Below are 19,308 nucleotides of genomic sequence, written 5' to 3' on the forward strand. Positions count from 1 at the left end.
TCTTGACGGAATTCCTTTCATGCCTTATGTAAGGAGAATGGCTTCCCAACGTACCCCATTATATCACTACCGCGTCAAAGACAAGATTGTGGGCCCTATCTGCCTGACAGACCTCCACGCCCTGCTTGTCTCCAAGAAGATTCTTCCGGACACCATGATCCGGGAGGAACATTCCCAGTGCTGGATGCCGCTCGCAACGGAGCTGCGCCGCCAGGAGCGCCTGGCGCGCCTCAGGGCATCCGCCTTCATGCTTTCCTGCCGCCCTCCTAAAAGCTGCCTCCTGTTTTACATCATTGCCCTTCTCCTTCTGGCCTGCGGCGTGGCGCATTCCATCATGCTCCACACCATCCTTTACATGGAAGTGCTGTTCGTGCCTGCCATAGCGTTTTTCATGGGAAAGATGCTGATGTACATGCACCTTCTTACCGGAGGCATGAGGAAAATGCCCGCCCAGGAACCGGAACGCTGACCAGACGCAAACGTCTTCCTCCTCCCCGCTCTCTCCCCTGCAGCCTATGAGCCCGATACCCGCCAGAGCAACGCTCTACCATTACCGCACCGATGAGAAAACCGCCGGTCCCGTCAGCAAGGAAGTGATCGACACGCTGGCGGCAGCCGGCAAGCTTCCGTTTTCCACCACCATGGTCAGGAAAGAAGATTCCCGGAACTGGGTCCCCCTTTCCGCCATTCTGCAGAGGCGGATTAAATTCAAGGCGCTCCAGCCTTCAAAGAAGGAGCAGCCTTCCATCCGCATCCTGTTTTACGCAGCGGCAACCCTCTTTTTCTGCTTTGGCATCGTGATATTTTTCCTGACGAACCATGCCGAACTGGAAGTAATCATCCTGATTCCCTGCATCCTCGTTTTCATGGGCAAGCTTTTATGCTACGTCCACACGCTTGTGGAAAAGTGCGGCATTACCGCTGCTCCCGGCAGGGAATAAGAGCGCGGCGGAACGTCCGCCACCGTGTTGCACCCGGGCCGGGACGCCGTGCCGTCGGATAACTTGAAATAAAGAACCGCCGGGACCGTTGAAGATCCGGCGGTTTGAAAATTACTGTTACGGAGAATTATTTATTTAATTCCGCAACGGCGGCTTCCAGGCTGGGCACGTCTTCGATGGAGATGACGGTGGCATCCTTGCAGATGCGGCCCATCATGCCGGCCAGCGTCTTGCCCGGTCCCAGTTCAATGAAAAGGCGGTGGCCCTGGTCCACCAGCTTCTGCATGGAGGCCGTCCAGCGCACGGAGCCGCACACCTGGTGCTCCAGCACATTGCGGATGTCGTCCGGCCCTTCCACCACGCGGGCTTCATAGTTGCAGTAGACGGGCATGGAAGGCGTGCCGAAGGAGACATTCTTGAGTTCCTCCGCCAGCTTCACCATGGCGCTGTGCATCAGGCGGGAATGGTAGGCTCCCGCCACATTGAGCTTCTTGGCGATCTTGCAGCCGGCAGCCTTGGCTCCGGCAATGGCCTTGTCCACGCCTTCTTCCGTGCCGGAAACGACCGTCTGGCCGGGGCAGTTGAAGTTGGCAACGTCCACGTCGCATTCCTGCGCCAGCTTGATGACGTTTTCATCCGTCCCGCCGATCATCGCGGCCATGGTGCCCTTCGTGGCGTTGCAGGCTTCCTCCATGAACGCGCCGCGCTTCTGGACCAGGCGAAGGCCTTCTTCAAAGGTATAGGTTCCGGCAGCCGCATGAGCCGTGGATTCACCCAGGGAAAGGCCGGCGGCAGCCACGGGATTCAGGGAAGGCGCCAGCTCCTTCAAGACGGCCAGGCAGGCCAGGCCATGCACGTAGAGAGCGGGCTGGCAATTGCAGGTGCGGGTCAGTTCTTCGCCGGGGCCTTCAAACATGATGGAGGAGAGGGATTCCCCAAGCGCCTTGTCCGCCTGCTCAATCAGGGCCCTGGCTGCGGGATACTGGTCATACAAATCTTTGCCCATGCCTACTTTTTGGGCACCTTGTCCGGAAAACAATAATACTGCGTCCATAGTTGAGGCTGAATTATACCGTTCCGGCAGGAAAGAAGCAAGAGCGATCTTGCCACCGCACTTCCTCCGTAATCTCTTTACCGCCAATATGAATAGAAAATCCGCCCCGGTCTCTGCGAGAGGCCGGGGCAGATGGTTAAGCCTGATGTGTCAGGGAACGGCCTTAGGCGGTTGCTTCCGTGGTTGCGGGAGCTTCTTCCTTTTCAGCCGTTTCGCGGGGCAGATCGATGATTTCGATCATGGCCACGAGGGCGGAGTCCGTCAGACGCTGGCCCAGCTTGACGATGCGGGTATAGCCGCCCTTGCGTTCCGCGCAGAGGGGAGCGATTTCATCAAACAGGCGCTTGACGGCAACCGTGTTGTGAATGGTGGCGGTAGCCAGGCGGCGGGAATGCACGTCGCCGCGCTTGGCGAGCGTGATCAGCTTTTCCACATAGGGACGGAGAGCCTTGGCCTTGGCCAGGGTGGTGGTGATGCGTCCGTTGAGGATGAGGCTGCATGCCTGGTTGGCGAGCAAAGCCCTGCGGTGAGAAGCGTTGCGCTGAAGCTTGGAGGTTTTTACACCGTGTCTCATGATGATATTTTTCTATGTGTGTTGGTTTTGTGAGATTTAGTCGTCGTCGTCTTCGATGTTGGCGGCAATCAGGTCTGCCAGGCCCACGGGGCTTTCCTCTTCCAGACCCAGGCGCGGCTTGGCCTGCGGCACGGGACCGGTAAGCAGGGAGGGATCCACCTGAACACCCAGGGAAAGGCCCAGTTCCAGCAGCTTGTCCTTGATTTCGTTGAGGGACTTCTTGCCGAAGTTGCGGTACTTGAGCATTTCGCTTTCGCTCTTCATGGCGAGCTGGCCGACGGTGGTGATGTTGGCGTTGTTGAGGCAGTTGGCGGCGCGCACGGAAAGCTCGATTTCGTTGACGCTCATGTTGAGCAGCTTGCGCAGGCGGGCCGTTTCCTCGTCCTGGACGGCGGAAGGAGCTTCTTCAAAGTTGACCTGCTTGTCGTCATAGTTAACGAAGACGTCCAGGTGGTGGCGCAGAATGGCGGAGGCCTGGAGCATGGCGTCTGCGGGGGAGATGCGCCCGTCCGTCCATACTTCAAGGATCAGCTTGTCGTAGTCGGTCATCTGGCCCACACGGGTATTCTGCACGGAGTACTTCACGCGGGTGACCGGGGAGAAAATGGAGTCGATCGGGATCACGCCAATGGGCATGTCCGGCACCTTGTTTTCGTCGCCGGTGGCAAAGCCGCGGCCCACGCGCACCTGGAATTCGCATTCGAACATGGTGTCCTGGTCCAGGGTGCAGATGATTTGATCGGGATTGACCACCTGGTAGGTGGTGTCGTCAGTGATGTCGGCGGCGGTCACGACGCCCTGCTTGTGCACGCGCAGGGAGAGCAGGCGCGGTTCCTTGCCGTTGTGCTTGAACTTGACCTTTTTCAGGTTCAGCACGATTTCCGTCACGTCTTCCACCACGCCGGGCAGGGAGGAGAATTCATGCTGTGCGCCGGCGATGCGGACGGAGGTGATGGCGGCGCCTTCAAGTGAACCCAGAAGAACGCGGCGCAGGGAGTTGCCAAGCGTATGGCCGTAACCGTTTTCAAACGGTTCCGCCACGAAGGTCAGATGATTCGCATCATTCGGGTCTTCAATTTTTTCCAGACGGCTGGGAACTTCAAAGCGGGCCAGCGTGGTAACGGCGGTTTCTTCTGCAGTAGTGGTTTCGTTTTCCGACATAATCGTATGTAATGTACCGGGTTTCCCCTCAGCACGGGCATGGCGGGCAATCCGCCTGAAGGACCTACGGCATGTTTTGGAAACGCCCGTGCGGGGAGCAATTTAACGATCTGTTTTCAACAATCAACTCTTTTCATGTCCGCCGGCAAATTTTCTGTGACTTAACGTGCGTCATCTGGCATAGTGGGGCAAACCTATATACCAACTCATGAAGCATCCTGATTTTTTGGACAACAGGGATTTTACGGGGGAAGACAAGAAGCGCCCCTCCACCATGTCCATGGACACCAGCTACCAGGCTCTGGAAGGAGTCGTCAAAAAACTTTCCGAAATAGCCTCCACCAGGCACGATCCCCGCTACCTCCAGGAGTATATCAAGACGGGCATCAACATGGCGCAGTCCGAAGCCTCCGACCACGATTTTACCGTCCTGATCCGTTCCGGGCGGGAGATGTACCGGGCCAACTGCGTTTTCGCCCCGTACCGCCACATCCGCAAGATTTCCGTGTTCGGCTCCGCGCGCATCAGGAATGATGAGCCGGCGTATGAAACGGCGCGGGAGTTCGCCAGGGAAGCCAGCGAACACGGTTACATGGTCATTACGGGTGGCGGACCGGGCATCATGCAGGCGGCCAATGAAGGAGCCGGCGAGCAACGCTCCTTCGGCCTGAACATCACCCTGCCGTATGAGCAGACTTCCAACCACGTGGTAGCCCACAGCGACAAGCTGATCAATTTCTATTATTTCTTTGTCAGAAAGCTGAATTTCGTAGCGGAAAGCGATGCCATGGTGGCGTTCCCCGGCGGCTTCGGCACCATGGACGAGGTGTTTGAAACCCTCACCCTGATCCAGACGGGGAAGGCCACCATTTACCCGATCGTCCTTCTCGATTCCCCCGGCAAGACTTTCTGGCTGAACTGGCTGGCCTTCATCCGCGTGGAACTGGTGGATTCCGGCCTGATTTCCGCGGATGACCTGCACCTCATCCACGTCACCAAGAATCCGGCGGAGGCCATGGAGCACATCGACCGCTTCTACCGCATTTTCCACTCCTACCGTTTTGTCAGGGACGCCATCGTCATCCGCCTGAACACGCACCTGCCCGCCCAGTGGGTGGAGCACCTGGAACGGGATTTTTCAGACCTGATCCTGCCCGGGGGAAGAATGGTCCAGAGCGGACCGCTCCCGGATGAGGCGGACGAACCCCACCTGGACCGGCTGCCACGCCTCATTTTCCCCATCAAACGCGGCAATTACGGCAGGCTGAGGCTGCTGATTGACCGCATCAACCAGACGCCCAGCCGGACTTATTCCCCACCCTCCCATGTCTGACGGCCTTCCCGCGTGGCTGATTCCGCTGATTTTCGGCCTGATGGGAGCCTGCATCGGCTCCTTCCTGAACGTAGTCATTTACCGGACGCCGCTGGGCATCTCCGTCAATGATCCTGCGCGCTCCTTCTGCCCGGAATGCGAGGAAGCCATTCCGTGGTACCTGAATATTCCGGTGCTAAGCTGGCTGGCGCTCCGGGGAAAATCCGCCTGCTGCGGAACGCGCATCAGCTTCCGCTATTGCTTCGTGGAGCTGCTTACGGCCCTGCTTTTCGCCGCCCTGGGGTGGAAGTACGCGGACGCCTCCGCGGGAGCCGCCATACTGCTCTGCCTGTGGACTGCCATGGCCATCGTCATCATGTTCATTGACGCGGAGCATCTGATCGTATTCCGCACCCAGGCGCTCATCGGCGCCGCAGCCGGAGTGGGAGCCTGTGCCCTTTACCCGTTTCTCCTGCCGGACAATGACGTCATGACCTGGACGGACGCCTTCACGGCCTCCGTGCTGGGGGGAATCGCCGGGTATGCCGCCATCAGGCTGGTGATTGAACTGGGCAAGCTCCTGTTCGGCACCTGGAAGCAGCACTTTGACGCTCCCGCTCCGTGGAGCCTGAAGGAGCCGGAATCCGACCGGGACGAGCTCCAGCTCATTATCAACGGACAGCCTCACGACTGGTCCATGCTTTTCCACCGGGCCACGGACAAGGCCGTCATTTCCGGGGGCTCCGTCACCATTGACGGGGAAACGCTCCCTCCCTGCTCCGTCACCCTGCGCCAGGACAGGATAGAGCTGGAGAACGGAGACGTTTTCCCGCTGGAAGACCTGGAAAGCGTGGAAGGAACCATGACGGATATTCGCGCGCAGCGGGAAGCCATGGGCTCCGGTGATGCCTGGATTCTGATGATGGCCGGATGCGTGGGCGGATGGCAGGGCGCGGTGTTCTGCCTTTTCCTCGGCTCCCTGCTGGGGATTGTGCAGGCAGTCGTTTCACGCATGGGGTTCGGCAGGAATCTTCCCTTCGGCCCCGCTCTGCTCAGCGCCGCCCTGATCTGGCTGCTGGGTGGCGACCAGTGGTGGCTGGCCTATCTCCGCTTCATTTCCGGAGAATAATTTTTCCCTCCATGACACGGCTGGACCGCAACCCTTCCGGGCTGCGGTCTTTTTTTACAGATTTATTTCATATTCAACAGCTTTACCATTCTGTACCCCGGCAGAAAAAAGGGGAGCCCCGCAAAGGCTCCGGACGCTCCTTTCCGGAGCACGCACGTTTTTATTTTGCAACCAGGACGAATTCCGGGGGTTCATCCTAGCAAAGGGAGGCGTTTCCACCTGTTTGAGATATCACAGCGCGACGCCCCTTTCCGAAACGCATCAAACCTCACCACTCAAAGTTATGACCAAGCAAATGATTATCGCCGCGGCCTTTGCCGCATGCTCCGCGTTCGCTCAGGACGCGCCGCCGCCCCCCGCCCCGGACGCACCTTCCGACGCTCCGGAAATGCAGCCCCCCCTGAAAGAAGGGGAGGCCCCCGCCACCGCGCCGGAGGCAGGGACCGCCAGGGCCCAGGTCCGGAACGAGCCAACCTCCAAATGAGGAGAATTGATCCCGGCATCATGATCATCGGGGAAGAACTGGTCATGGCCAAGTATGACACCGACAAGGACGGCAAGCTTTCCGACGAGGAAATAGCCGTTCTCCAGGCGGACGTCAAGAAAGCCCAGGAAGCCAGGAAGGCAGCCATCCTGAAGAAGTTCGACAAGGACGGCGACGGCAAGCTTTCCAAGGAGGAAAGAAAGGCCATGCAGGAAGAATGGCTCAAGGACCATCCGGAAGCCGCCAAGCGCATGGAGGAAATGAAGGCCCGCCAGGAAGCCCGCAAGGCCGAAATGCTTAAGAAGTATGACAAGGACGGCGACGGCAAGCTTTCCGACGAGGAAAAGAAAGCCATGCGGGAGGACTGGGCCAAGGATCACCCGGAAGCCGCCAAGCGCATGGAGGAAATGAAGGCCCGCCAGGAAGCCCACGCTGCCAACATGATCAAGAAGTTTGACAAGGACGGCGACGGCAAGCTTTCCCCGGAAGAATTGCAGGCTATCCCTCCCCATCACGGCCAGCCCGGCCCGCATCATGCCGCGCCCGGCGGTCCCAAGGGACCGGGTGCGCCCAAGATGGATGGCCCGCGCCGTCCCGGAGGCCCCAGGGCTGAAGGACCCCGCGCGCCCAGGGGACCGGAAGGACGCAGAGGCGGTGAAGGACGCCGCGGAGACGGTGACCGCGGTCCCCGCGGCAACCGTCCGGACGGCCCCCGCCCCCAGCTTGATCCCAACCGCGCCCCCATCATGGCGGCCGGCTGGATCCTGATTGAGGAAAAGTATGACGCCGACAAGGACGGCAAGCTGAATGAAGCTGAAATGGCACAGCTCAACGCTGACGCCTCCAAGGCTCTGGAAGCGCGACGTTCCGCACGCAGGGAAGCCAGGAAGGCAGCCCGCGGCAATAACGACATGCCTCCTCCCCCCGCTCCGGTCCAGGAAGAAGGGGATGATGAATAAGTTCACCCGCAGAAACGCATAGCAGAAACAGAGAGACGGCCCCGTCTGCCTTACGGCAGGCGGGGTTTTTCTTATCAGGGAAAAGGAATTAGGGGTTATAGGAATCATAGGGAACTTTAGGGATTATAGGGAATTCCCCTCTTACCCCTCTTACCCCTCTTACCCCTCTTACCCCTCTTACCCCTCTTACCCCTCTTACCCCTCTTACCCCTCTTACCCCTCTTACCCCTCTTACCCCTCTTACCCCTCTTACCTAGCAAACTCTTGGACTTACTTAACCCTTCCCCTTCCTTCCACCAAGAAACAGACCGGGGGAGGCATGCGGCCTCCCCCGGTCAGAGTTAACGAATCAATTTCCTGCCGCGCCTCAGGCTCCGGCCTTCATGGCCTGCTTGACTTCCTCATGCAGCCCGTGCTTCCGGGAGAAGAGGAGGGCCGCCGGAGAGGCGATGAAAATGGAGGAGTACGTGCCGATCAGAATACCTGCGGAAATCGTCCAGGCGAAGTCCTCCATGGAAGGGCCGCCGAAGAAGTACAGGCACACCAGCACGGCCAGTGTGGAAAGGGAGGTCAGAATGGTGCGGGAAAGCGTCTGGTTGATGGCTTCATTCATGATTTGGGACGCGCTTTCATTCGGGTCCGAGAAGCGGAGGAATTCGCGAATGCGGTCAAACACGATGATTTTGTCATTGATGGAATAGCCGGCCACCGTCAGCAGCGCGCCGATGTGGATGACGTTCAGCTCAGTGCCGCTGATGATCACCAGCCCCAGCACCAGCAGGACGTCATGCGTCAGGGCGATGACCGCGCCGATGGCGAAGGTCCATTCAAACCGCACCGTCAGGTAAACCATGATGCCCAGAATGCCGAAGAAGAGTGCCCAGGCGGAAGTGATGAGCGTATCGTATCCCATGGACTGCCCGATGGTTTCCTCGCTGAATGGTGCGTTGTCCAGCACGGGGAACGTCTTGTCCAGGGCCGTGGTGATGGCCGCCTTGTCCAGGGCGTTGTCGGAGAAGTTGATCAGGATGTTCACCTTGCTGCTGTCCGTGGATTCCGCCACTTCCTGCACAGTGGCTTTCTGGGTCAGGGCCAGCTTGTTCACGACACCTTCCACTTCCCGGAAGGAGATGTCTCCCTTGTTGACCAGGTAGGAGATGGAGGAACCGCCCGTAAAGTCCATGCCCAGGCAGTCCTTGCCCTTCATGGCCCCCACCACGATGCAGATGAGCAGCAGAATGGCGGACAGGGAGCAGGACCAGACCTTCTGGCCCATGAAGTTGATGTTGCTCTTCTTCTTGAAGAGATTCAGGAATTTAAGGTCCTTCATCATGCCGATGGTATCCGCCCAGTAGAACAGGACGCGGGTGACGAGAATCGCCCCGATCATGGAGGTGATGACGCCCACCGTCAGCGTAACGGCAAAGCCCTTGATGGTGCCGGTGGCCATCCAGTACAGGATGACGGCGGTAATGAGGGAGGTGATGTTGGAGTCAAAGATGGCGGAGAAAGCCTTGTCAAAGGAGTTGCGGATAGCCACGCGGAAGGGGCGCCCCATTTCCTTTTCTTCCCTCAGGCGTTCGTAAATCAGCACGTTCGCGTCCACCGCCACGCCCAGGGTCAGCACGATACCGGCAATACCCGGCAGCGTCAGCTCAAACCCGAAGATGGACATGGCCCCCAGAAGAAGCAGGGCATTGATCGTCAGGCCCATGATAGCCACCAGACCGGCAAAGCGGTAGTAGATGATCATCATGATGAAGCAGAGAATCAGCCCCGTGATGCCCGCGTATTCCCCCTGAAGGAGAGCCGTATGACCCAGGGAGGCGGAGATTTCGCTGGCGGATTCAAAGTTGAGCTTGTTGGTGAGGGGGTTGGAAAGCACCTTCGTCAGGGCCTCCGCCTCGCCGGGCGCATCCAGTCCGCTGATTTCAAAGCTTTTTGAAAGAATGGCCTGAACCGTAGGCGCGCTCTTGACCACGTCATCCAGAACAATGGCCATGCGGTCGTGGCCCAGCTGCATGCGGGAAGTCAGGTTGTACATCTTGTCCGCCCCCTCGTTGCTCAGGGTGACGTTGACATGGCCGGGACGGGCCAGGTCCACCCCGGCGCGCACGATGTCCTTGCCCGTCAGGGATTCACGTTTTTCCAGGAAGATTTTTTCCGTGACGTCCTCGTTTTTGCCGTTCTTGAAGGTGTATTCATACATCCTGTAGCCGGGAACGCGGATGCGGCCTTCCGCCACCAGTTCATTGTTGCGCGGATGGACGGGGAGAATCTGCAGCTTGGCCACCTTGGTCAGGATGGCCTTGGTTTCCTCGCGCTTGGCAGGGTCCGCGGCGGGAATCTGCACTTCAATGAGGTTCAGGTTGTCCTTTTTCTTCGGGCGGATGATGACGTCATTGGCTCCGGTGCTGTTGAGCCGTTCCGTCAGGATCACGCACGCCTGCTCCATGGCCTGGTCCGTCAGCGGAATGGGCTTGCCGTCATCCCCGATGTTCGGTTCTACGCTCAGCGTGAAGGAGACGCCCCCGGCAATGTCAATGCCGTATTTCAAGCCCTGCTGGAAAAGGGAGAACAGGGAAAAGGACGCAATGCCGATGATGAAGATCGTGCCAGCGTTGCGCTTGACCTTGTCCTGGTCGGAACCCAGGTACCAGAAAAACACACCCAGCAATACCAGACCGCCAATGAAAATGAAGAGAGGGTTGTTGAAGAGATCGTAAATAAACGCGAGAGGAGCGGACATTCCGCCAGCCGCGGGGAGAGTATCGGCAGATGCCAGGAGATTCATAGACATTTCAATCCGGATTGGGTGTGAGTAATACGGCAAGGGATTGTGGAGAAATTCGCCAGCAGGTCAAGCCTTCTGTGCGTGTACCCGTTAAGAGGAAGCCACCCCCTGCGGACCTCCGGAAAACGAGCTCCGCCGCGGGCATGAAAAACCCGGTTTCCCTGCGGAAACCGGGTTGAAAGAAGAATGGAAAAGGGGAAACGCCGGAGATTACATGCCTGCCACCGTTTCAACGGGAACGGGGGCGGGCGCCACGGGAGTGACGATCACGGGCGCGGAAAGGGGGGAGGAATCCGGAACGGCGGGAGAAGCGGGCATGGAAGGAGCATGGCCGGCGGCGGCGCGTCCGCGCCGGATGAGCTCGGAAACGGTCACCAGCTCATAACCGCGGTTTTTCAGCCCTTTCACAATGGCGTCTACAGCCGCCACCGTGGAGGCGTGGATGTCATGCACCAGGATGATGGAGCCGGGCTTGGCGCCGTTTACGGCGCGGGCGGCCACCACGGAGGAGCCGGGCTTGCGCCAGTCATTCGTGTCCACGTCCCACATGATGGTGGTGAAGCCGAAGCGCTGGCGGGCCCAGGAAGCTACGCCGGCGTTCGTGTAGCCTCCGGGGGGGCGCATGACCACGGGAACAATGCCGCAGGCGTTGCGGATGGCTTCATTGGTGCTCTGGAGCTGGGATTCCGCCTTTTCGCGGGATACCTTGCTCAGGTAGGCGTGGTTCCACGTATGGTTGCCCACTTCATGGCCTTCACTGACCATGCGGCGCACTACCTGGGGATGGGCTTTCACGTTGCAGCCCTGCATGAAGAAGGTTCCCTTGACATTGTTGTCCCGCAGGATGTCCAGCACCCTGGGGGTCAGCGTCCCGTGGGGACCGTCGTCAAAGGTGAGGGCCACCACTTTGTCCGGCACGGCCACGCGGCTGACCGTCACTCCCGGAATGCGGGGGGAAAGCGGGGTGTTGTTGTAGGACGGGCTCACGGACGGCACCTGCACGGACTTGGGGGGCAGCTTCACGGCGGGGCGGTCCGGCTTCTTCCCCGGAGCGGTCACGGGAGAAAGGGAGGTCTTCACCGGAGCGCCGGACTCCACCGGCTGCTCCTGATGCTGGGAACAGGCGGACAGCCCGAGCGCTAGGGCACATGCAAGGAATAAACGTTTCTTCATAACAGGTTTTTGGAGGATGTACGCCCATCCCGCCTTCTTGTCACGTCCTAAATCATCCATCCGTGCGGCATGAAAAAGAAGGAGGCTTCCCCTCCCTGGGAAGGGCGCCCGCGGGAACGAGGCGGGGGATTATTCCGGACTGTCCATGTCGATATAGCTGACAGATACCGTTCTGCGGGGATTGGAGGGGTCCCGAACCTCCACCTTCATCCGTTTGAAAAACCAGGAGCCGTCCTTCAGCTTCATCACGGAATCAATCATGAACCTTTTAGCCAGTTCCCCGCGGCCGTCAATGCCGTCCACCTGCCACATGGCTCCGTTTTCCTTGTCAATCCAGACGCGCACCCAGGCATACTGCCCGACCTTGGGGTTCGGGTTCGGAATCTGGACAATCCAGCAGTCCCGGCCCTTCACCGTGCTCGCCGCGTCGTCCCGGACGATTTTGGCCTGGGGCCAGTACAGGTAGCGCATGGAGAGGTCCTCATACGTCACGTCCGTCCCCGCGATGGGCACCGCGTACTGGGCGACCGGCAGAACGCCTGCTTTCCCGTCCTTCCAGGAAAGGATTTCCTGGCCGCGGTCCTTGAATTTCAGGTCAAACCTGTTCCAGACGTTATTCAACTGGTACTGGAAGGCAATGAGGTTGCCGCGCAAGCTCATGGAAAAGGGAACTTTCACGCTGCGTTTGCGTATTTGCCCCTTGATGTCCTTGTTCTCCTGGAGGGTCGCCCCCTGGCGAACCCTTTTCAGCAGTTGCCCGGCATCCGGAACGGCCTGGGAAAATGAAGGAGCCAGGGAAAGGACCATGGCGGCCATCCCCGCGAAAAAAGTGGAAAGCAAAGAATATCTGCGCAGCATGAATTGCTCATATCACTCCGGAAACGCGGAAAAAAACCTTTTCTCAGTCACCGGGCGGCGTCCGTGACATTTTGCGCTAGATTTTGCTCGACTAGGTAATACAAAACGACAAGATGTGCCCAACGACATCTATTGATCCATCAATTATGGAAACGCCTGCATTCTTGAAGCCCATCCAGTCCTATCCTGGGGAAATCGTCCAGTTTATTGAAAGAATCCCGGGGGTGGACGTAACCGGAGACCGCGAAACCGTGCTGGAACGGCTGGAACCGTACCACAAGGCGGAAGTGGAGGCCCTGGGCTGGCGGTGGAAGGACCTGCGCCGCGCCGAACAGGTGCACGGCACCAGGGTGGCCCTGGTGGGGGACATCGGCTCCAATTATCCCGTGGAAGGCGTGGACAGCCTGATCTGCTCCGGAGTTTCCGACTGCGTGCTTGCCATTTACGTGGCGGACTGCGCCGCCGTCTGGCTGTACGACAAGGAAAACTGCCACCGCTCCCTGATTCACTCAGGCAAGGCTGGAACCGCCGGCAACATCGTTTCCAACACCATCAAGTCCATGAAGAAATGCCTGGGGGTGGACCCTGCCAACCTGATTGCCGTCATCTCCCCCTGCATCCGTCCCCCCCATTATGAGGAAGACATCCCCACGGCCATCAAGGCCCAGCTCGTTGAGGAAGGGGTGCCGGAAGACCAGATTCACGATTCAGGACTGGACACGGCGGCGGATACCAAGCGCTTCTACTCCTACCGCGTGGAGAAGGGGCAGACGGGCCGCATGCTGGCCCTCTTCGGCCCGGACCACGCCACCCGCCCGCACCCGATCATTCTTTAACAGCGGAAAGGCAGCGCCTTTCATTCCTTTTACCCAGCGCATCACGGTTCCGCCGTGGTGCGTTTTTTTTGCAGGTGGCCCATACCCGTTGGCGCTGGACGGGACCGGCCCGCAATCCCGCAAGGGACATGGCCGCATCCCACCGCGGCAGGACCGTTCCGGTTATTCCGGACCCGATAATCCAAGTTGCCGTTCCCGCATTCAAACATCATTACATTTGCAATCATGGCAGTAACAATCAGCGACAATTATCAGGTAAAATACACCAGGAAATGGGGCACCCTGCTCCAGCAGCACGCTTCCCGCCTGGACAAGTACGTCAGCGTCATGCGCGACTTGAGCGGCAAAGTGGTCTTTCTGGACCAATTCGGCGTTCTGGATTTCACGGAAAAAACCACCCGCGTGGGCCAGACCGTTCTGAACGAGGCGCCCACCACGCGCCGTTCCATGCGTCCGCGCACCTTCACCAAGGCCATCGGCTACGACGAATTCGACGCTACCCGCCTGGGCGACATGGACCTTCCCGTCAGCAAGACGATTGAAGGACTCCAGGCCGCCGCAGGGCGCCGCATGGACGACGTGATGATCTCCGCCTTCCTGGACACGAATTACGTGGGGGAAGACGGCATGACCGCCGTTCCGTTCAAGGAAAGCCAGCAGATCGCCGTGGACCACGTGGACAGCGGGACCAAGGGCGCAAGCAACCTCACGGTAGCCAAGCTGCGCGCGGCCCTCCAGCTCTTTGAGGAAAACGAGGCATGGAACCAGGACGCCCCCCAGTTCGGCGACCAGCTCGTCATTGCGGTGACCAGCTCCCAGATCATGAGCCTGCTGCGGGAAACGGAGGTCAGCAGTTATGACTTCAACAACGTGAAAGCCCTGGTGGAAGGCAAGATAGACACCTTCATGGGCTTCAAGTTCATCCGTACCCAGCGGCTTCCGAAGGCGGAGGACGGCACCCGTTCCTGCCTGGCCTGGGTGAAGAGCAAGGCGCAGTTCGGCATCTGGAACGACTTCAAGGTGAAGCTTTCCGTACGCGACGACATGGAGGAAGCCCTCCAGATCCGCGCCAAGTTCGCCTGCGGCGCCACCCGTCTCCAGGAAGAAGGCTTCGTCAAAATCCTGTGCGACGAAGGGGCCAACTAGGCCGCATGCACCATTAACACCCTCTCTTCATCCATGAAGGGAGACGCCCCGGGCCGTTCTGCGGTCCGGGGCTCTTGTTTTCCGGAAAACGACGGTCCCAATGACGAAAGCGTTCCGCTCCGCAACCGGAAACATGGCGTTGCCGGCACAAGGCGCTTTCCAGCGGTTTCACGGAAGCTCCTTCTTTCCGGCAAAAAGGTTCAGGCTTTTCAGCCAGCGCCATGAGTTGATCGCCGGATTTACCAGATAGGACAGATCCGTATATTTGGTACGTGCGTTATTGAAGTGTCCCATGGATTTGCAGAGGGCGGGCATGGGCGCTCCCACCCCGCAGGAAACAGGCGCCGGGGAAAGGGCATATAAATCCCCGTAGCGGCCCAAATACCGGGCAAACCATTCTTCCAGGGAACCATAATACCTCAGCCATGGCCAGACCCGCTGACCAGATGGAAGCGCCGGAAGAACACGGTCACATAAAGAAAGGTTCATCACATACGCTCCGGAGGCAGCCATATCCGATACGCGCAATAGAGCGGACTTTTCCCCATTCGCCACGGAGCAGGCAATATGGGGAGAAAGATGCGGTTCACTTAAAAACAAGACTGTTCTTTCCCGGCATCCATTCAGCAACTGCCCAAGCATTCGCGCCATGGTGCCCGTTACCGGGAGCCTGAAACGGCAATTTTCCTCCACGACCATGAAACGGGTGAAATTACGGGAAGAAGCAAGAGCCAAAGCCGCCTGGTGCCCCAGCACCCGGGCCGCTTTCCGCCTCTCCGCCCGGAGAGAGGCCCCATCCCGGTCCCCTCCCGGAGAAGGAACGTCTACGGGAACCAGTTCATGAACCGGAACGCCATGCGGAACATACGCTTTCCAGGACCATTCCGGATGGCCGGACGCCCCTTCCTCCGTCTTTACCACCAGCACGGCATCCAAAGCCGCCCAGAAAGGATTCCGCCCCATTCGCAGTAACGCTGACCAAAACATATTCACAGATTTTTACGTAACGCCGTCAGGCCGCCTTTTTCAAGCCTGCCCTCCCTTCTCAATATGTTCTTAACATCTGGAGATTGAAAAATAACGCCCTCCGCCGGAAAAGAAAACGGAACCTTATGAAACAATCTTGTCCGGATAGCAGAATGGCTGCCGGCGTTGGCGCCCCGCAAGCCATTCGCAGGGGAGCCGCACAATAGGATTGGCACAGGATTAAGGCAAACAGCTCCGGAAGGAACAAGGTTGGGGAACTGACATAATACGGACGCAAAATGAGGAGGAACACCTCAATAGAAGATTGACCTTCCTTTCTTTACTGGAATAGTAGGATGTATGCAGCAGATTGTACGTGAACATCAGACCTATCCGCCGAAAATCGTTGCGTCCGTCACCTCATGGGAGTTGTGGAAAACGCTGAAAGGAAAAGATTTAACAGACCAGTGCGACTGGGTGGAACTGCGCGTGGATGCCCTTCCCCCGGAACTCACGGCGGAGCAGGTCATGGAGTTCAGGCCGGAGATGCCCCTGCTGGTCACCGTACGTTGCCATGAAGAAGGCGGCCTGCGCCGCATTCCGGAAGAGGAGCGCTTTGCCCTGCTCCGTGCCTACATGCCGTACGCCACCGCCATGGACATTGAAATCAAGGCCATGCGGCATGCCAGGGAACTAATCATGGAAGCGGGGGCACGGGACGTCATCGTCATCGGCTCCACCCATGACTTCCAAATCACGCCGGGCGTGGACTACCTGCGCGAACTGGAAAAACGGGCGCGCGCCCACAAGGCGGACATCGTCAAATTCGCGTTCACGCCGTGCCTCGCCTCGGACATCCAGACGGGCGTGCAGCTTTTCACCAAGCCCAAGGGGCCGATTGCCGTCATGGGCATGGGACCCATGGGGCCCGTCTCCCGCCTGCTTTACTCCCAGCTCGGCTCCTGCCTGGTGTACGGCTACCTGGGGGAAAAAGAGACGGCGCCCGGCCAGTGGCACGTCTCCCTCATCAAGGAAACCCTCCGCCACCTCGGCCCTATTCTCCGCTGATTCCGGAGCCTTTCTTTCCGCTCTCTCATGAACATCATTACTTCCGCCTTTCTGGCGGCACGCCCCAAAACACTCACCGCCTCCCTCATTCCGGTATGGGCAGGCTGCATGGTGGTGCAGAAACTGACCGGAAACTGGAACGCGGCCCTGGCCCTCCTGACGCTTGCCTCCTGCCTCTGCCTCCAGATTGCCTGCAATTTCTTCAATGACGCCATTGACCACGCCAAGCACGCCGATACGGAACGGCGCACCGGCCCCGTGCGCATGACGGCCAGCGGAGCGCTCTCCCACGGAACGGTCATGATCATCGGCCTCGCCTTCCTGCTGGGCGCGTGCCTGCTGGCGCTCCCCCTCATTGAGCTGCGCGGCTGGCCCATCATCGCCATCGGACTTCCGTCCCTCTACTTCACCTACGGCTACACGGGGGGACCATGGCCGCTGGCCTACAAGGGGCTGGGGGAAATATTCGTCATCCTCTTTTTCGGCCTGGTGGCCGTCCTGGGAACCATCCTGGTGCAGATAGGCACGGCCCCGGTCGTCCCCGGCACGCTGGTGGAATCCCTGGCTGTGTACAACGCCGGCATCGTGGTGGGCATTCAGTGCGGCCTTCTGTGCGCCGTCATGATAGCCATCAACAACATCCGCGACAGAAAGGAAGACCTCACCACGGGCAAGCGCACGCTGGCCGTGCGGCTGGGAGAGGGAAAAGCGCGCGCCATGGCCCAGGCCTTCATCCTGGCGGCCTACATCACGCTGCCCACGTCCAGCCGGGCCCTGCACCTGAACCTCTCCCATACGTGGTGGATGTGGATTCCCGCCATCCTCTTCGGCGGCTACCTGATGCTCCTGATCCGCAAAACGCCTGCGGACAAACGCATGAACAAGGTGCTGGCCCTCGCCTCCCTCCATCTGCTGCTGTACCTGGCCACGTACACAATTCTTCCCGCACACTGAAAAACGCCTCCTTTTCCCAACGTAGTAACATACGTGTATCATGAATCTGCTTAAATTCATTCCCGTTTTTCTCATTCTCCCCACCTTCTTCTCCTGCACTCAAAAAAGCACTCTGGAAATCGCCACCGGGAAGGTGACGACCATCAAGCTGGGCAACGTGGTCCGCATCAAGGAAATCAACGTGCTGACCTCCGCGGATGACGGCACCTTCGCCAACATGGCGGGCACGGCGGCGGAAGCGATGACGCCCGGCATCATCGGCATGGGCACCTCCAAACTGGCTTCCGCCACCGGCTCCATCGTGGACGGCAGGGTGGAGGCCACCAAAATGATCCGCGTGCGCGTCAAGCTCAAGGACACGAACGAACTCGTGGAAGTCCAGCAGGAAGTAACGCCCAACTTCACCCTGAAAATAGGCCAGGAAGTCGTCATCACCCAGGGCAGCACGCCCGGCAACGTCTGGCCCGATTAACGGAAATGAACCACGCTGCGGCACCCGCCTCGCCACACCGGGGCCTCCTGATTAAAATCGCCGGCCTCCTGGTGGCCGTCTCCCCCCTCTGTGCGTGGAACTACTGGAACAGCATTCCTTCCGCAGCGCTGCTGGCCCCCCTGCTCCTTGCGGCCCTGTTCGCCGGAACGGCATGGGCCATGAAAAAAAACGTCCGTGAAACCTTCCGCCCGGTTCTTCCGGCGGTGCGTCTCACGCTGGCCGCTGGGCTGGCCTTCACGCTTATCACCCAGCTTTCCCAGGCTGCCCTCAACTGGCTTCCCCAGGTACTGGCGGGAACGGCAATCATGCCGCCCGCATGGATTATCCCGCTGGGTCACCTGAATCTGCTGGTGACCTTCTGTGCCCTTCTTCTGCTAACCATGGCGGCGGCCTGTGCATGCCTTCTCTGCATCGGAAAACGCGGAATCCGCCCCACTGCGGAAAAAACGCAACCGGACTCCCGAACCCGGCCTTCCTGACGGAAGCCGCCGAAGACGCCAAGAAGATACTCCGGAAATACGGGGATGAACATCCCCTAACTCTCCCGCATCAGGCGGAACACGTCTTCCGGACGCATCCCCGCGGCACGCATCTCCTGAAGGCTCAGGCTCCGGTCCCTCTTGGCAAGCCGCTTGCCGGAGGCGTCCTTCACCAGCCGGTGATGGTACCACTGCGGCACTGGAAGCCCCAGCAGGGCCTGGAGCGTCCGGTGAATGCCGGTCACAGGGAACAAATCCTCACCACGGCTCACATGGGTGACGCCCTGGGCCGCATCATCCACCACCACGGCAATATGGTAGCTGGCCGCACAATCCTTGCGGCCCAGAATCACGTCCCCCAGTTCCTCCGGGCGGCAGACCTGGTCTCCGGACCGCATGTCCCGCCACAGCAGGGGGCCCGTAATCCGCGCCGCGGCGCGGCAGTCCAGCCGCCACGAAAAGGGCTTGCCGGATTTGAGAAGCTCCTTCCGGCGCCCCTTGTCAAGCAGGCGGCAGGTTCCCGGATAAACGTCCACGCGGCCGCCCTGCGGCGCGCCGCCCATGGCGGCCACCTCCTCCGCAATCTCCCGGCGCGTGCAGAAACAGGGGTACAGCACGCCGCGGTCCTTCAATATCTGGAGGGCGTGTTCATAAGCGCTGAAGCGTGAAGACTGGACCATCATCGGCCCGTCAAAGCGGATGCCCAGCCAATCCAGGTCTTCCAGGATGCCCCCTGCAAACTCCGGACGGCACCGCGTCCGGTCGATGTCTTCCATCCTCAGCACGCACCTTCCGGAAAAACGGTCCGCCAGGGAACGGGCCTCCCACGCGGCCAGGGCATGCCCCAGATGGAGACGGCCCGTAGGGCTGGGGGCGAACCTTGTTACTATGGGGGAATCCATGCGGCGCCGCCACCATAAAAAAGCG

21 protein-coding genes are annotated in these 19,308 nt (G+C 59.5%); 12 read left to right on the forward strand and 9 right to left on the reverse strand.

Annotation, left to right across the window (positions count from 1 at the left end; translation table 11 throughout):
* The first annotated feature begins 37 nt into the window (after positions 1 to 37).
* Together P8A25_RS09355 and P8A25_RS09360 are read left to right on the forward strand one after the other, a co-directional pair.
* Positions 38 to 469, forward strand: coding sequence for a DUF4339 domain-containing protein (locus P8A25_RS09355; protein ID WP_102726859.1), 432 nt, complete (start codon positions 38 to 40; stop codon positions 467 to 469).
* A 46-nt stretch (positions 470 to 515) separates the two neighbouring features.
* Positions 516 to 941, forward strand: a complete 426-nt coding sequence (locus P8A25_RS09360; protein ID WP_022397267.1) for a DUF4339 domain-containing protein — start codon at positions 516 to 518, stop codon at positions 939 to 941.
* Between the two features lie 127 nt (positions 942 to 1,068).
* Here the strand turns inward: P8A25_RS09360 and fabD are convergent, their stop codons facing one another.
* From fabD to P8A25_RS09375, 3 genes are all read right to left on the reverse strand, one after another.
* The gene (fabD, locus tag P8A25_RS09365; RefSeq protein ID WP_404838673.1) at positions 1,069 to 1,995 is read right to left on the reverse strand and encodes an ACP S-malonyltransferase; all 927 of its coding nucleotides are present in this window, start codon (positions 1,993 to 1,995) and stop codon (positions 1,069 to 1,071) included.
* A gap of 163 nt (positions 1,996 to 2,158) precedes the next feature.
* Positions 2,159 to 2,569 carry a 50S ribosomal protein L17 gene (gene rplQ / locus P8A25_RS09370; RefSeq protein WP_022397269.1) on the reverse strand — a complete coding sequence of 137 codons (411 nt, stop codon included), beginning with the start codon at positions 2,567 to 2,569 and terminating at the stop codon, positions 2,159 to 2,161.
* 36 nt (positions 2,570 to 2,605) lie between these two features.
* Positions 2,606 to 3,730 carry a DNA-directed RNA polymerase subunit alpha gene (locus tag P8A25_RS09375; RefSeq protein WP_022397270.1) on the reverse strand — a complete coding sequence of 375 codons (1,125 nt, stop codon included), beginning with the start codon at positions 3,728 to 3,730 and terminating at the stop codon, positions 2,606 to 2,608.
* A gap of 208 nt (positions 3,731 to 3,938) precedes the next feature.
* On the opposite strand from P8A25_RS09375, the gene P8A25_RS09380 reads away from it, so the two are divergent.
* The 4 genes from P8A25_RS09380 to P8A25_RS09395 all read left to right on the forward strand — a co-directional run bounded on the left by P8A25_RS09380 (position 3,939) and on the right by P8A25_RS09395 (position 7,614).
* Positions 3,939 to 5,063, forward strand: coding sequence for a TIGR00730 family Rossman fold protein (locus P8A25_RS09380; RefSeq protein WP_022397271.1), 1,125 nt, complete (start codon positions 3,939 to 3,941; stop codon positions 5,061 to 5,063).
* Positions 5,056 to 6,171 carry an A24 family peptidase gene (locus tag P8A25_RS09385; protein WP_215442180.1) on the forward strand — a complete coding sequence of 372 codons (1,116 nt, stop codon included), beginning with the start codon at positions 5,056 to 5,058 and terminating at the stop codon, positions 6,169 to 6,171. Before P8A25_RS09380 ends, P8A25_RS09385 begins: the two co-directional genes overlap by 8 nt.
* Before the next feature lie 283 nt (positions 6,172 to 6,454).
* The gene (locus P8A25_RS09390) at positions 6,455 to 6,655 is read left to right on the forward strand and encodes a hypothetical protein (protein WP_404838674.1); all 201 of its coding nucleotides are present in this window, start codon (positions 6,455 to 6,457) and stop codon (positions 6,653 to 6,655) included.
* Positions 6,652 to 7,614, forward strand: a complete 963-nt coding sequence (locus P8A25_RS09395; RefSeq protein ID WP_404838675.1) for an EF-hand domain-containing protein — start codon at positions 6,652 to 6,654, stop codon at positions 7,612 to 7,614. Before P8A25_RS09390 ends, P8A25_RS09395 begins: the two co-directional genes overlap by 4 nt.
* Before the next feature lie 116 nt (positions 7,615 to 7,730).
* On the opposite strand, the gene P8A25_RS09400 is transcribed toward P8A25_RS09395, so the two are convergent.
* The 4 genes from P8A25_RS09400 to P8A25_RS09415 all read right to left on the reverse strand — a co-directional run bounded on the left by P8A25_RS09400 (position 7,731) and on the right by P8A25_RS09415 (position 12,397).
* Positions 7,731 to 7,874, reverse strand: coding sequence for a hypothetical protein (locus P8A25_RS09400; protein WP_404838676.1), 144 nt, complete (start codon positions 7,872 to 7,874; stop codon positions 7,731 to 7,733).
* Between the two features lie 107 nt (positions 7,875 to 7,981).
* Positions 7,982 to 10,363: a protein translocase subunit SecD gene (gene secD, locus P8A25_RS09405; RefSeq protein WP_215442178.1), complete on the reverse strand. Its 2,382-nt coding sequence runs from the start codon at positions 10,361 to 10,363 to the stop codon at positions 7,982 to 7,984.
* Positions 10,364 to 10,618: 255 nt separating this feature from the next.
* Entirely contained in the window at positions 10,619 to 11,581 is a 963-nt protein-coding gene (locus P8A25_RS09410; RefSeq protein ID WP_180973695.1) for a polysaccharide deacetylase family protein, read from the reverse strand.
* A gap of 129 nt (positions 11,582 to 11,710) precedes the next feature.
* Positions 11,711 to 12,397 carry an outer membrane lipoprotein-sorting protein gene (locus P8A25_RS09415; RefSeq protein WP_215442177.1) on the reverse strand — a complete coding sequence of 229 codons (687 nt, stop codon included), beginning with the start codon at positions 12,395 to 12,397 and terminating at the stop codon, positions 11,711 to 11,713.
* A 188-nt stretch (positions 12,398 to 12,585) separates the two neighbouring features.
* Between P8A25_RS09415 and P8A25_RS09420 the strand changes: the two genes are divergently transcribed.
* The gene (locus P8A25_RS09420) at positions 12,586 to 13,275 is read left to right on the forward strand and encodes a polyphenol oxidase family protein (RefSeq protein ID WP_180970959.1); all 690 of its coding nucleotides are present in this window, start codon (positions 12,586 to 12,588) and stop codon (positions 13,273 to 13,275) included.
* A 225-nt stretch (positions 13,276 to 13,500) separates the two neighbouring features.
* The gene (locus P8A25_RS09425) at positions 13,501 to 14,421 is read left to right on the forward strand and encodes a phage capsid protein (RefSeq protein ID WP_102722555.1); all 921 of its coding nucleotides are present in this window, start codon (positions 13,501 to 13,503) and stop codon (positions 14,419 to 14,421) included.
* 168 nt (positions 14,422 to 14,589) lie between these two features.
* On the opposite strand, the gene P8A25_RS09430 is transcribed toward P8A25_RS09425, so the two are convergent.
* Positions 14,590 to 15,384, reverse strand: a complete 795-nt coding sequence (locus tag P8A25_RS09430) for a hypothetical protein (RefSeq protein ID WP_215442176.1) — start codon at positions 15,382 to 15,384, stop codon at positions 14,590 to 14,592.
* 363 nt (positions 15,385 to 15,747) lie between these two features.
* On the opposite strand from P8A25_RS09430, the gene P8A25_RS09435 reads away from it, so the two are divergent.
* From P8A25_RS09435 to P8A25_RS09450, 4 genes are read left to right on the forward strand one after another with little or no spacing between them, the layout of a single operon-like run.
* Positions 15,748 to 16,455, forward strand: coding sequence for a type I 3-dehydroquinate dehydratase (locus P8A25_RS09435; RefSeq protein ID WP_102722557.1), 708 nt, complete (start codon positions 15,748 to 15,750; stop codon positions 16,453 to 16,455).
* Positions 16,456 to 16,482: 27 nt separating this feature from the next.
* Positions 16,483 to 17,409 carry a 1,4-dihydroxy-2-naphthoate octaprenyltransferase gene (gene menA / locus P8A25_RS09440; RefSeq protein ID WP_215442175.1) on the forward strand — a complete coding sequence of 309 codons (927 nt, stop codon included), beginning with the start codon at positions 16,483 to 16,485 and terminating at the stop codon, positions 17,407 to 17,409.
* Between the two features lie 40 nt (positions 17,410 to 17,449).
* Positions 17,450 to 17,881 (forward strand): hypothetical protein, encoded by a 432-nt coding sequence (locus P8A25_RS09445; RefSeq protein WP_022397282.1) that lies wholly within the window; start codon positions 17,450 to 17,452, stop codon positions 17,879 to 17,881.
* A 5-nt stretch (positions 17,882 to 17,886) separates the two neighbouring features.
* Positions 17,887 to 18,381 (forward strand): hypothetical protein, encoded by a 495-nt coding sequence (locus P8A25_RS09450; RefSeq protein WP_102722559.1) that lies wholly within the window; start codon positions 17,887 to 17,889, stop codon positions 18,379 to 18,381.
* Between the two features lie 56 nt (positions 18,382 to 18,437).
* Here P8A25_RS09450 and gluQRS read toward each other — a convergent pair whose 3' ends face one another.
* The gene (gene gluQRS / locus P8A25_RS09455; protein WP_102730614.1) at positions 18,438 to 19,283 is read right to left on the reverse strand and encodes a tRNA glutamyl-Q(34) synthetase GluQRS; all 846 of its coding nucleotides are present in this window, start codon (positions 19,281 to 19,283) and stop codon (positions 18,438 to 18,440) included.
* Positions 19,284 to 19,308 lie beyond the last annotated feature (25 nt).

This window comes from Akkermansia sp. BCRC 18949 (assembly GCF_045011645.1).
Lineage (GTDB): Bacteria > Verrucomicrobiota > Verrucomicrobiia > Verrucomicrobiales > Akkermansiaceae > Akkermansia > Akkermansia massiliensis.

Bases quoted from the DNA above. Each gene is read 5' to 3' on its own strand.
- P8A25_RS09380 (WP_022397271.1), top strand. From the start codon at position 3,939: ATGAAGCATCCTGATTTTTTGGACAACAGGGATTTTACGGGGGAAGAC.
- P8A25_RS09425 (WP_102722555.1), top strand. From the start codon at position 13,501: ATGGCAGTAACAATCAGCGACAATTATCAGGTAAAATACACCAGGAAA.
- P8A25_RS09385 (WP_215442180.1), top strand. From the start codon at position 5,056: ATGTCTGACGGCCTTCCCGCGTGGCTGATTCCGCTGATTTTCGGCCTG.
- P8A25_RS09375 (WP_022397270.1), bottom strand. From the start codon at position 3,730: ATGTCGGAAAACGAAACCACTACTGCAGAAGAAACCGCCGTTACCACG.
- P8A25_RS09395 (WP_404838675.1), top strand. From the start codon at position 6,652: ATGAGGAGAATTGATCCCGGCATCATGATCATCGGGGAAGAACTGGTC.
- menA (WP_215442175.1), top strand. From the start codon at position 16,483: ATGAACATCATTACTTCCGCCTTTCTGGCGGCACGCCCCAAAACACTC.
- P8A25_RS09450 (WP_102722559.1), top strand. From the start codon at position 17,887: ATGAACCACGCTGCGGCACCCGCCTCGCCACACCGGGGCCTCCTGATT.
- secD (WP_215442178.1), bottom strand. From the start codon at position 10,363: ATGTCCGCTCCTCTCGCGTTTATTTACGATCTCTTCAACAACCCTCTC.
- P8A25_RS09415 (WP_215442177.1), bottom strand. From the start codon at position 12,397: ATGGCCGCCATGGTCCTTTCCCTGGCTCCTTCATTTTCCCAGGCCGTT.
- P8A25_RS09410 (WP_180973695.1), bottom strand. From the start codon at position 11,581: ATGAAGAAACGTTTATTCCTTGCATGTGCCCTAGCGCTCGGGCTGTCC.
- fabD (WP_404838673.1), bottom strand. From the start codon at position 1,995: ATGGACGCAGTATTATTGTTTTCCGGACAAGGTGCCCAAAAAGTAGGC.
- P8A25_RS09445 (WP_022397282.1), top strand. From the start codon at position 17,450: ATGAATCTGCTTAAATTCATTCCCGTTTTTCTCATTCTCCCCACCTTC.
- P8A25_RS09420 (WP_180970959.1), top strand. From the start codon at position 12,586: ATGGAAACGCCTGCATTCTTGAAGCCCATCCAGTCCTATCCTGGGGAA.
- P8A25_RS09355 (WP_102726859.1), top strand. From the start codon at position 38: ATGGCTTCCCAACGTACCCCATTATATCACTACCGCGTCAAAGACAAG.
- P8A25_RS09435 (WP_102722557.1), top strand. From the start codon at position 15,748: ATGCAGCAGATTGTACGTGAACATCAGACCTATCCGCCGAAAATCGTT.
- rplQ (WP_022397269.1), bottom strand. From the start codon at position 2,569: ATGAGACACGGTGTAAAAACCTCCAAGCTTCAGCGCAACGCTTCTCAC.
- gluQRS (WP_102730614.1), bottom strand. From the start codon at position 19,283: ATGGATTCCCCCATAGTAACAAGGTTCGCCCCCAGCCCTACGGGCCGT.
- P8A25_RS09390 (WP_404838674.1), top strand. From the start codon at position 6,455: ATGACCAAGCAAATGATTATCGCCGCGGCCTTTGCCGCATGCTCCGCG.
- P8A25_RS09430 (WP_215442176.1), bottom strand. From the start codon at position 15,384: ATGGGGCGGAATCCTTTCTGGGCGGCTTTGGATGCCGTGCTGGTGGTA.
- P8A25_RS09360 (WP_022397267.1), top strand. From the start codon at position 516: ATGAGCCCGATACCCGCCAGAGCAACGCTCTACCATTACCGCACCGAT.